Here is an 11,031-nt window from a genome sequence, read left to right as displayed (position 1 = left end):
GCTATAAAATGATAGAGTTATTTAGCTCCTAATGCTTTACATAGTTCATCGTATACATGCTCAACTGGCAATCCTACTACATTGGTATAAGAGCCTTCTATTTTCTCTACCCAAAGTGCCCCTTTACCTTGAATTCCATAGGCACCCGCCTTATCCATAGGCTCGCCACTAGCAATATAAGATTCAATTTCAAAAGGTGCTAATTCTTTGAAATACACCTTTGTTTCATTGTGAAATACTACTTCGTCCCCTTTGATAAGCAGTGCTACGCCAGTTACTACAGAATGAGATCGACCCGACAAACGTTCTAGCATTTTCCGTGCATCAGCTTCATCTTGAGGTTTACCTAGTACTTCGTTATCTAGGACCACAATAGTATCTGCACCTAGTACGATGCCACCTTTAGGAATTCCTACAGCACAACGAGCTTTACCTAAAGCTTGAGCTTTTACCATCGCAATAGGGCTATCGTAACCTTCATTAGGCTCTTCGTAACTACTCGATACTACAGTATGGTCTATACCAACTTGTGTTAATAATTCAGTTCTGCGTGGTGATTGGCTCGCCAAATATAATCCAGCCATTTGCACTCCTTTATCGTATACAAATTTTAGTTAATTTCACCATTTTATAAATAAAACCATTCCAACTAATTTAGATAATATACATTAGAAAATATCTGTAAATTAAACAAGAATATCAGGGCCATCCTTTTCAGGTGTTGTTAACTTTTTATAGTATTCTTGTACATCTTCACCGTGTTTTACCGCATCAGCACGAACTGATGCATAAAAGACGATATCTGCTTGTGACACACGAATACGGCCTGGAACTTTTTCTTCTAATATTTCAAAGAATCTATCTTCTGCTTTCAACAACAATCGACCATTCTTAACCTTATTGCCCTCTACAATAGCATATACCAAAGACCAGATTGGACGTGGATCAGAGGTGGAACATTTTCTATATTTGTAGCGATATTTAATATTCGACAATAGCTCGCGCTCAAACTTAAATACCCCATCGATCATGTCATAATCTACTTCAAAATGACGTTTTCTAAAGAAAGAAGATTCTTCAATGATGAGTTTTGTATCTGTCAAAATATATGTATATCGACTAACCGCTTGTTTAACAATAACAATGATAGCCATAATTTCAATGAAATACTCAGCTAATAATACCGTATGTAATTGAATGCTTCGATATGTTGTATATGCCACTGCACACAGCAATAAGAAAACAAAACACATTACTAATAACTCTGCACTTTTAGCGCGCTGAGACTTCTCTTCATATAATACCGTCATACTTTACCCCTTTAAAAGAAATCACTACTTTATAACTATACATCCTATTATAAGGTATTCTATGCATAAAAACTACAAAAACCCCGTCCATATCTTAGATATAGACGGGGTTTAATGACTCTATTAGTCACCTAGTTCAAATACGAACTATATTATTTTTTCAAAGCTGCTGTAATACGTTGAGTATCGCGAGCAATCATGATTTCTTCGTTTGTAGGGATTACGAAGATTTTAACTTTGGAGCCTTCAGCACTAATTTCTTGTTCTTTACCACGAACATTATTGCGTTCGGAATCAATACGAGTACCTAAGTATTCTAAGCCATTGCAGATTGCATCACGGTTACCGATACCGTTTTCACCGATACCAGCTGTAAATACGATAGCATCAACACCACCCATAACTGCTGCGAACGCACCAATTACACGGCGAACTTTGTAGTGGAACATGTTCAATGCTAATTGAGCATGTTTATTACCATTAGCCGCTGCTTCTTCGATTACACGGAAGTCGTTAGACACGCCGGAAATACCAAGTACACCGGATTTTTTATTCATAACAGTATCTACTTCTTCGTAGTTCATGCCAGTTTTATTCATCAAGAATGGAACGATAGCTGGGTCAATATCACCAGAACGAGTACCCATGATCAAGCCAGACAATGGAGTGAAGCCCATTGTAGTATCGATAGAACGACCACCTTTGATCGCTGCCAAGGAGGAACCGTTGCCTAAGTGACATGTGATGATGCGAAGATCGGACATGTGTTTACCCATCAATTCAGCGCAACGTTGTGCAACATATTTGTGGGATGTACCATGGAAACCGTAACGACGGATACCATAGTTTTCATAGTATTCATAAGGAAGCGCATACATGTAAGCTTCTTTAGGCATTGTTTGATGGAATGCAGTATCAAATACCCCAACTTGTGGTACATTTGGCATAATAGCTTGACAAGCTTCGATACCTTGAATGTTTGGAGGATTGTGCAATGGTGCCAAGGAGCTGCATTCTTCTAATGCATCCATAACAGCTGGAGTGATCAATACGGAGTCAGCGAATTTTTCACCGCCATGTACTACACGATGACCAACAGCATCGATTTCGTCCATAGACTTAATTACACCATATTCAGCATCAACTAAAATATCAAGCAAAATACGAAGTGCTTCTTTATGGTTCAAGATTGGTTCAACGCGTTCTAATTTGTCTGCGTTTGGACGTTTGTGAGTGAACATAGCGTCTTGATCACCAATCTTTTCAAAAAGACCTTTTGCCAATTCTGTTTCAGTTGTCATATCAAGTAATTGATATTTCAAGGAAGAACTACCGCAGTTAACTACTAATACGTTCATCGATTAACCCTCTTTCTGTTGTGTAACTTGAATCTTGTTTTGAATTTCTTTGCTGATATCAGCACCTACCTGATCCTTTTCAGGATATTGGTAGATTATATTCCACAATACGCCTTGATCTAAGAATACGTATTGAGAAAATCTAAATGTTTGCCCTTGCGTTGCATACGTTACATCTAGCTTCTTAGCAGATGTTCCACCTAATGCTACGGACTCTTCCTTGATGGTTGCACCCAGTTTAGTAAATTCAGATTTGCTACGATTTAAGAATTCATCAACTGTAGGTAATGGTTTATTTTCACCAGCACGCAATGCTTCAACTTCAATTACCATATGTTCTGTAACAGACCCATAAATATCGATAGGATATCCATCATCAGTCATATTTTTTGTACTTTTACCCATTTCATAAGGCAAAGCGATGGTAATCTCAGATTGACCAGCACGGATAACTTGATGGCCAAAACTATATGTATCCATTACATTATTTGACCCACATCCCGCCATTGCTAGTAGCGCAGCACCGAGCAGAGCCCCTTGTAATGTACGTTTCCAATTTTGTTTCATCATATACCTCACATCAATTCAGCATTTACAGTTAATTATAGCTTATAGAGCCAAGAAAATCTACAAAAAACTTTATATTAACACACAATTTTATGCGTATAATGGCTCTTTTTATCTACATATCCTTAAAATTTATTTACAGTATCTATAGGCTTTGTTACACTATCACTAATGAAAGGAGTCTCTATGAAAACAATTGGTATTATCTGCGAATACAATCCATTTCACAATGGTCACGCTCATCAACTATATACCTTAGCACAACTACATCCAGATGCTCTACGAATTTGTATCATGAGTGGCTCCTTTGTACAACGGGGGGAACCGGCGATTTTTTCCAAATTTGATCGCGCTCGCTGGGCCATTCTCGGTGGTGCAGATATCGTCATTGAGCTACCTACCCTCTACTCTACGGGTAGCGCACAATTATTTGGGACTGGTGCCATTCGTATGGTGAAAGCACTCGATATTGATGCACTCTCCTTTGGTTCTGAAACGGCTGATTTAGATGCTCTCGTAGACATAGCGAAACGTATGGATTGTGAAAGTACGCAAGAACAGTTGCGGACCTATATTAAGGAAGGCATGTCCTATGGTGCGGCTTTCCGCAAAGCCTTAGATACGGAAATACTCAATACACCAAATGCATTATTAGGCCTTGAATATATTCGCGCAGGCTTGGCGTATAATGCAAAGCTTGAATACATACCTATTTTACGTACTTCTAATCATCACGAAGAAACGCTTACTGATGAATTGCCATCTGGTACAGCATTGCGTCAACTTATCACTAGTACAGGTAATCTATCCTCTCAATGTATCACTAGCACTGGTAATCTATCCGCTCAACTTCAATCTACTATTCCTCCATCCATTGCATCAGATATGACTCAAGTAATAGAAAACGGTAATTATGTGAATTACAACCGTTACCATGATATGGTACACAGCTTAAGTCGGCGTACAACGCCAAAAAAGCTAGAAAAATTTGGTGATTTCAATGAAGGAATTGAGCATTTATGGTCAAAAGCAGCTCAACAGTCCTCTTGGACTGCGGCCACAGAGGAAATTAAATCTAAGCGCTATACCTATGCTCGCTTACAACGAATGGGCGCTTATCTCACACTAGGTATAACAAAAGATGTATTACAAAACGCCATGGAAGAAGGCCCACAATATGCTCGACTATTAGCCTTTAACGATCGAGGTCGTCAATGGCTCCGTAACGAATACGAAATACCACTTATTCAAAAATGGGTTAAAGCAGCTAATGAACTAAGCGCATTAGGACAAACAATGCATCATATTGACACGTTAGCTACCGATATCCAAGCCTTATGCTTCCATAATGAAAGTAATCGTATAGGTCATAAGGACTATACCTATACACCGCAATATATTAAGTAACTGTTTTACAAGTACTTATGTACTCTATTATAAATCTATACAACTAAAGTTTCGCAAAACAGGTGAACTTAAAAAAGGGGTTACAATACAGGTTATAACTGTATTGTAACCCCTTCTTCACCATCTAGTTCAGCGACAGCAACGCATACGCTTTCAAGATGAGACGTAGGAATATTTTTACCTACATAATCTGCTCGAATAGGTAGTTCACGATGACCACGATCGACGAGCACCGCTAATTGAATAGATTTAGGTCTACCTGCCGACATCAATGCATTTAAGGCAGCACGAATGGTCCGACCTGTATATAGCACATCATCCACAAGGATAATCGTCTTTTCCGTCGTATCAATCGTACAAGGCTCCCCTTCTTTAGGCCGGGCATCACGATCATCACGGTAAATAGCAACATTTAATGACTCACAGTCAATATGGATACCTTCAATGCGCTCGATTTCGGCTTGTAAACGTTTTGCCAATATAACACCACGTCGTTCAATGCCGACAATAAGTGCATCAGATAAACCTTTATTGCGTTCTAAAATTTCATGACTTATACGACGAACAGCACGCATAATAGCGTCTTGGTCCATCAGTAAGCGTTTCTTTTCCATATATACGCCCTTACAGCATAGCTATCTCTATGCCCCTATATACAAATAAGTAGTAAACTAAGTACAAAATTAAGTACAAAATGTGTTCTATCAGATTATTTTCGTTTATCTTCGCGATACGTCTTAGCAAATTCCAAACACGCCTCAAAATCAGCTGGTACTGGTGCCTCAAAATGCATGTCTTCGCCTGTAATCGGATGTTTTACATCTAAAGAGCGAGAATGTAACGCTTGCCCTTCAATAGGAAAATCCATACGGCGATAGCCGTAGAATGGATCATTAACAACAGGATGCCCAATATGAGCAAAATGAACGCGAATTTGATGTGTTCTACCTGTTTCTAAATTACACTCTACCAAGGTTTGATGACCATAACGCTCCAGTACCTTGAAATGAGTAACTGCATCTTTACTATTTTCAAAGACTACCGCCATTTTCATACGGTCCTTAGGATGTCTACCAATAGGAGCCTTAATAGTGCCCTTCTCTTCTACGATATTACCTTGTACAAGAGCCCAATATGTACGTTTTGCGGAATGCTCTTTTACTTGTTCTGCCAATCCAATATGAGCAGCATCATTTTTGGCAGCCATCATAACACCAGATGTATCTTTATCTAAACGATGAACGATGCCAGGTCTAATTTCACCATTGATACCAGATAAATCTTTACAATGGAATAACAAGGCGTTTACAAGTGTACCAGAATAGTTACCTACCGCTGGGTGCACCACCATACCACGTGCTTTATTTACGATGATAATATCATGATCTTCATACAATACATCTAATGGAATATCTTCAGGCTTTACCTCTACAGATTCAGGTTCTGGAATTTCTACCTGAATGACCATGTCAGGGGTAAGACGAAGATTGGCCTTACCTGCTTTGCCACCAACGGTAACGTGACCGCCTTTAATTAAGCTTTGAATATAGCTACGAGAACCTTCCATCTGTTCCGTTAAAAACACATCTAGTCTCATGCCTTCTTGTTCAGCACTAACAATATATTCGTTCATCCTCTACCTCTTTATAGTTACGTATTATATATAATATATCCGCATACGTCCGCATATGTCCGCAGTTTCAAAAATCTTTCAGCACTGTGAAAGTATCGATTATTCATGGTCTTCTTTCACAGTGAATAAATAATACACCACAAAAGCTACACCTACACAAATACCGATATCTGCAATATTAAAAATAGGCCATACACGGAAATCAAAGAAATCTACTACACCGTGAATCATATAACGGTCAATACCATTACCAATGGCGCCAGAAACTAATAAAGCAGATCCGATTTGCAATGTCCAAGGCCCTTTAGACAAGTGCTTCCAATAGTAAGCACATACACCAAGTAAAATGACCGCTACGAGCAAAAAGAACCAACGTTGATTAGCTAACATTCCAAAAGCAGCACCGCGATTAATAATATATGTTAAATGGAATACATTAGGAATAACCGGTAACGATTCACCTAACAAAAAATGGTTCATTACATAATATTTAGATAATTGGTCTAATAAAAGCCAAATAATTAGTACAGTATAAAACAAGATTAACTCCCTTACTATAATATATATCTTAATAGTCCTATTATACTAAGTTACACAATTTTAGGCAAAATAAAAAGCCCCTCAATGAGGGGCATGTTTTATTTGTGATTACTCAGCGGAAATTACAGATACTGGGCAAACGGATTCGCAAGAACCGCAATCGATGCAAGTATCGTTGATTTCGTATTTAGTTTCGCCTTCAGAAATAGCAGAAACTGGGCAAACAGATGCGCAAGAACCACATTTAATGCAACCATCAGCAATAACTCTCATAATTAGGACCTCCGTCAAAAATATAGATCAGAACTTTTGTTATCATTTAGAAAGGCACTTGCCTCAACTTATGTTCTCATTATCACACAGTTCTAATTGAAAGTCAAATGAAAATGATAAAAAAATGTATATTTTTTTGCATAACAATTGTTCCTTTTTATCATAAAAAGCCTACATTTATCTATATTTTGATATTATTTTTCATTTAATTTATTGAGTATTATACTCAATAAATGAGAATGCACCAATTATCATTTTAATTAAAATACTTAGTACTATACTAGGAATTTAATTATCAATATTCATTATCATAAAAATTATTTTTTATTATAGTAAATTTATCGCTAATCAATATTTTAATTTAACAGATAAGTTTTACTCTTCTAAAAAAGGCCGAATCATACGATTCGACCTAATTTATATTTATATAGCAACTTAATAGCTTCACTATTATTAAATATAGACCTATTATTCACCATAGAAATTAATACTATTTATTTTCTACATATAACACTTAGAAAGATGTTAAGAATGTTAGCGTACCTAAAACTACACCTGCTAGGTTAGGTACAATTAAGATAAAATCACGTTTAGGTGATTTTGTCCAACCATATAATACCCAGATCAAACAAGATACTGCTGCAAATAATGGCTGCCATGGTTGACTAGGATTACCTTGAAGATTAGCAATAATTTGTGGGATATAAGCTAAAAATACAAATACACCAATAAATGCACCAATAGAACCAACTAACATATTAAATCTTTCTTTTGTCATATATGACCTCCTTATTCAATAGTATATAATTACATATAATACAATATACTATATCATATCTTTTTAATGCAGTCAATTAGATAAAATTAATTGTACAAATAAGTTTAATTCATATTACTTTTGATGTCCCTAATATGTAATCTATATTTAAATCATACAAGCTAAAAGCACACAGCAAAAAACGAGGCCGAATCTTACGATTCGACCTCGTGTGTGCTCTTATAGTAGAGTAACCTATCCCCTATTATTTACCAGGGAAGAATGGCCATACCATTGGGATAATAATTAAGCTTACTACGAAGCAAACTAAGATCAATGGAACACCAGCTTTTACATAGTCTGTAAATTTGTATTGGCCAGGACCAAGTACTAATGTATTTGGAGGTGTACCTACAGGTGTACCGAATGCACAAGATGCAGAAACGCCGATAGCCATCAATACAGCATGAGGGTCTGCGCCCATACCTTGGGCAATGGAGATACCGATAGGAGCCAATAATGCACAAGATGCAGTGTTAGACATGAATTGAGTCATGATACAAGACAATGCAAATAATACAGCTGTTGCAAAGTAAGGGCTAGGATCATTGCCCATAACGCCGATTACAGCATTAGCAATCATTTTACCTGCACCAGATTGGTCAAGTGCAGTTGCCACTGGCATCATACCAGCAAACAAGAAGATTGTTACCCAGTCAATGGAAGTGTACGCTTGTTTTTCGTTCAAGCAACCAGTTAATACACAAAGCATTGCGCCAATAACTGCAACCATGCTCAATGGTAAGTTAATACCATAGTCTTTTAGGAAGTCGCCTAAAATCATAGCGATGATTACGCCTAAAAGAATAAGACCGGAGAATAATTGTTTCTTAGGATCGTTAGAAATATCTTCAGTAGCTACTTCTTGTTCTACTTCACCAGCATCAGTGATTTCATGTTTAGGTAACAAGTGTTTACCGATAAGCATCATGAAAATGATAGTAGCAACAGTCAAAGGAATACCAATCCAAGCGAATTCGAAGAAACCAAATGGTGCAAAACCAAATTTAGTTAATGTACCACTTACGATAATGTTTGGAGGTGTACCAACCATTGTAATGATACCACCAATACCAGCAGCAAATGCTAAAGGCATCAATTGGCGAGACGCAGGAATCTTAGCAACAGCACAGATACCAACAACTACTGGAAGTAAAGCAGCTGTTGTACCAGTGTTGGACAAGAATGCGGACATAGTTGCTGTAACAACCATGATTGCAAGCATTAAGCCATTTTCACTAGTACCTGCATGAGATACAACTGTTTCCCCAATTTTTTGAGCTAAACCAGTGTAGAACAATGCAGCACCAACAACGAACATGCCAGCGAACAACACAACTGTACTATCAGATAAACCAGAGAATACAACCTTAGGAGTAATAATACCCATAAGGCCTAGGGTAATTGCACCGCCTAGAGAAGTAATAGCTAAAGGAATAATTTCCGTAACGAATAAAACAGCCATGACTGCAAGGACGATTAAGGTTTGTTCTGCAGTACCCATACATCATCATCTCCCTTCAGAGAAATGCACTGATTGTATTAGATGAGATATAAAATATAGCCTACAATACTGATAGCAGAAGCCATCAAGAAAGTTATACCATAACCCTCTTTAGTTTTAGGATAGCCAAAAAATAACGCTTCCCCTAAAAATCCTCGGCGATTAAACCAAGTATATTTAGTTCTACGTTGGAACCATTTGGCCTTTCCTTCATTACCGATAATCAGTGCAGTAATAAAAAAAACAATAAATGCCCAAATAAAACAAATCATTATTTTTAATTCTATTGATAACAAGTGACCACCTCTACTATTTTTAAAGCACTAGAAGGTTATTGTGTGAATTCTTGTATCACCTAATGACCGATCTGAAAAGCATTTATTGCAAATATACCCTATTTATGCATGAATACATAGATTTGAAGGGTTTTTATATTCACCAATAGGTGTACCTAATTAGGCACACCTTGGTGAATAATTATTTAATTACTAGTGGCTAGACAACATAGCAAGCATAGTACCTGCTGCTACTGCTGTACCGATAACACCAGCTACGTTCGGACCCATAGCATGCATGAGCAAGAAGTTTGCTGGGTTAGCTTTTGCACCTACTACTTGAGATACGCGAGCTGCCATTGGAACTGCGGATACACCAGCAGAACCAATAAGTGGATTTGTTTTACCATCAACTAAGTACATTAATTTACCAAATAGTACACCACCGGCTGTACCACCAATAAAGGCAACTAAACCTAAACAAATGATTAGGATAGTTTGAGTACTTAAGAAGTGTTCCGCATCCATAGTTAAACCAGTACCAGTTGCTAAGAAGATAGTAACAGTATTGATCAATGCATTTTGAGATGTATCGGACAAACGTTCAGTTACGCCAGATTCACGGAACAAGTTACCTAACATCAACATACCTAAAAGGGATGTAATGGAAGGAAGCAATAAGGAAATGAAGATAGTTGCAACAATTGGGAACACGATTTTTTCAAAACGTGTAACTTCACGCAATTGCTCCATCACGATTTCGCGTTCTTTTTGTGTAGTGAATAATTTCATAACAGGTGGTTGAATCAACGGTACCAAGGACATATAGGAATATGCAGCAACCGCGATTGCACCTAATAAATGAGGAGCTAGCTTAGTAGCTAAATAGATAGATGTAGGGCCGTCAGCACCACCGATAATACCGATAGCAGCTGCTTCTTGAGCAGTAAAGCCAAGCATCATTGCACCACCTAATGCAACGAATACGCCGATTTGAGCAGCAGCACCTAACAACAATGTTTTAGGGTTAGCAATGAGTGGACCAAAGTCAGTCATTGCACCTACACCAAGGAAAATTAGAGGTGGGAAGATTTCTTGAGAGATACCAGCACTAATAAGCGCCATAACGCCTTCTTCGAAGCCGTTACGAGGGATATTAGCAAGTACACAACCAAAGGCAATCGGACCCAACAATAATGGTTCAAACTCTCTAGCAAATGCCAAGTACAATAGGATCAAACCTACGAGAATCATAATAGCATTGTAAGGTGTAAATGCGAGGAAACCGCTATCATTTATAACGGATTGTATCGCAACAGCAAAAGCCTCCATATGAGTTCCCCTTTC

General features: G+C 37.7%; 13 protein-coding genes. 1 reads left to right on the top strand and 12 read right to left on the bottom strand.

What is annotated here, in order from left to right; all coding sequences use genetic code 11:
• Positions 1-17 precede the first annotated feature (17 nt).
• From RYM16_RS00675 to RYM16_RS00660, 4 genes are all read right to left on the bottom strand, one after another.
• A complete protein-coding gene (locus RYM16_RS00675; RefSeq protein WP_314981742.1) occupies positions 18-584 on the bottom strand; it encodes a Maf family protein in 567 nt (188 codons plus the stop codon).
• Positions 585-686: 102 nt separating this feature from the next.
• Positions 687-1,310: a hypothetical protein gene (locus RYM16_RS00670; protein ID WP_314981740.1), complete on the bottom strand. Its 624-nt coding sequence runs from the start codon at positions 1,308-1,310 to the stop codon at positions 687-689.
• A 152-nt stretch (positions 1,311-1,462) separates the two neighbouring features.
• Complete coding sequence (locus RYM16_RS00665; protein ID WP_009351267.1) at positions 1,463-2,668, bottom strand: acetate/propionate family kinase; 1,206 nt, start codon at positions 2,666-2,668, stop codon at positions 1,463-1,465.
• 3 nt (positions 2,669-2,671) lie between these two features.
• A complete protein-coding gene (locus RYM16_RS00660; RefSeq protein ID WP_054746832.1) occupies positions 2,672-3,235 on the bottom strand; it encodes a hypothetical protein in 564 nt (187 codons plus the stop codon).
• 186 nt (positions 3,236-3,421) lie between these two features.
• Here RYM16_RS00660 and RYM16_RS00655 point away from each other — a divergent pair, with 186 nt between their 5' ends.
• Positions 3,422-4,642 (top strand): nucleotidyltransferase family protein, encoded by a 1,221-nt coding sequence (locus RYM16_RS00655; RefSeq protein WP_314981738.1) that lies wholly within the window; start codon positions 3,422-3,424, stop codon positions 4,640-4,642.
• Between the two features lie 92 nt (positions 4,643-4,734).
• On the opposite strand, the gene pyrR is transcribed toward RYM16_RS00655, so the two are convergent.
• The 8 genes from pyrR to RYM16_RS00615 all read right to left on the bottom strand — a co-directional run bounded on the left by pyrR (position 4,735) and on the right by RYM16_RS00615 (position 11,016).
• Positions 4,735-5,256, bottom strand: a complete 522-nt coding sequence (gene pyrR, locus RYM16_RS00650; protein WP_265138716.1) for a bifunctional pyr operon transcriptional regulator/uracil phosphoribosyltransferase PyrR — start codon at positions 5,254-5,256, stop codon at positions 4,735-4,737.
• A gap of 95 nt (positions 5,257-5,351) precedes the next feature.
• Positions 5,352-6,275 (bottom strand): RluA family pseudouridine synthase, encoded by a 924-nt coding sequence (locus RYM16_RS00645; protein WP_314981736.1) that lies wholly within the window; start codon positions 6,273-6,275, stop codon positions 5,352-5,354.
• Positions 6,276-6,374: 99 nt separating this feature from the next.
• Entirely contained in the window at positions 6,375-6,815 is a 441-nt protein-coding gene (gene lspA, locus RYM16_RS00640) for a signal peptidase II (protein WP_314981734.1), read from the bottom strand.
• 108 nt (positions 6,816-6,923) lie between these two features.
• A complete protein-coding gene (locus RYM16_RS00635) occupies positions 6,924-7,088 on the bottom strand; it encodes a DUF362 domain-containing protein (RefSeq protein ID WP_005386021.1) in 165 nt (54 codons plus the stop codon).
• Between the two features lie 514 nt (positions 7,089-7,602).
• Complete coding sequence (locus RYM16_RS00630; RefSeq protein WP_054746836.1) at positions 7,603-7,866, bottom strand: SemiSWEET family transporter; 264 nt, start codon at positions 7,864-7,866, stop codon at positions 7,603-7,605.
• 244 nt (positions 7,867-8,110) lie between these two features.
• Positions 8,111-9,409 (bottom strand): SLC13 family permease, encoded by a 1,299-nt coding sequence (locus tag RYM16_RS00625; protein WP_314981732.1) that lies wholly within the window; start codon positions 9,407-9,409, stop codon positions 8,111-8,113.
• Positions 9,410-9,447: 38 nt separating this feature from the next.
• Positions 9,448-9,705, bottom strand: a complete 258-nt coding sequence (locus tag RYM16_RS00620; protein ID WP_314981730.1) for a hypothetical protein — start codon at positions 9,703-9,705, stop codon at positions 9,448-9,450.
• Between the two features lie 192 nt (positions 9,706-9,897).
• Positions 9,898-11,016: a sodium ion-translocating decarboxylase subunit beta gene (locus RYM16_RS00615; RefSeq protein WP_314981728.1), complete on the bottom strand. Its 1,119-nt coding sequence runs from the start codon at positions 11,014-11,016 to the stop codon at positions 9,898-9,900.
• Positions 11,017-11,031: the final 15 nt, after the last annotated feature.

Source organism: uncultured Veillonella sp. (genome assembly GCF_963524655.1).
In the GTDB taxonomy this organism is placed as follows: domain Bacteria; phylum Bacillota; class Negativicutes; order Veillonellales; family Veillonellaceae; genus Veillonella.
The sequence above is the reverse complement of the archived record's forward strand: the minus strand, read 5'-3'. Positions and strand labels throughout refer to the sequence as shown.

Excerpts from the sequence above, each read along its gene's own strand:
- RYM16_RS00635 (WP_005386021.1), bottom strand. The coding sequence starts at position 7,088 with ATGAGAGTTATTGCTGATGGTTGCATTAAATGTGGTTCTTGCGCATCT.
- RYM16_RS00625 (WP_314981732.1), bottom strand. The coding sequence starts at position 9,409 with ATGGGTACTGCAGAACAAACCTTAATCGTCCTTGCAGTCATGGCTGTT.
- RYM16_RS00665 (WP_009351267.1), bottom strand. The coding sequence starts at position 2,668 with ATGAACGTATTAGTAGTTAACTGCGGTAGTTCTTCCTTGAAATATCAA.
- RYM16_RS00675 (WP_314981742.1), bottom strand. The coding sequence starts at position 584 with ATGGCTGGATTATATTTGGCGAGCCAATCACCACGCAGAACTGAATTA.
- RYM16_RS00630 (WP_054746836.1), bottom strand. The coding sequence starts at position 7,866 with ATGACAAAAGAAAGATTTAATATGTTAGTTGGTTCTATTGGTGCATTT.
- RYM16_RS00645 (WP_314981736.1), bottom strand. The coding sequence starts at position 6,275 with ATGAACGAATATATTGTTAGTGCTGAACAAGAAGGCATGAGACTAGAT.
- RYM16_RS00670 (WP_314981740.1), bottom strand. The coding sequence starts at position 1,310 with ATGACGGTATTATATGAAGAGAAGTCTCAGCGCGCTAAAAGTGCAGAG.
- pyrR (WP_265138716.1), bottom strand. The coding sequence starts at position 5,256 with ATGGAAAAGAAACGCTTACTGATGGACCAAGACGCTATTATGCGTGCT.
- RYM16_RS00615 (WP_314981728.1), bottom strand. The coding sequence starts at position 11,016 with ATGGAGGCTTTTGCTGTTGCGATACAATCCGTTATAAATGATAGCGGT.
- RYM16_RS00655 (WP_314981738.1), top strand. The coding sequence starts at position 3,422 with ATGAAAACAATTGGTATTATCTGCGAATACAATCCATTTCACAATGGT.
- RYM16_RS00660 (WP_054746832.1), bottom strand. The coding sequence starts at position 3,235 with ATGAAACAAAATTGGAAACGTACATTACAAGGGGCTCTGCTCGGTGCT.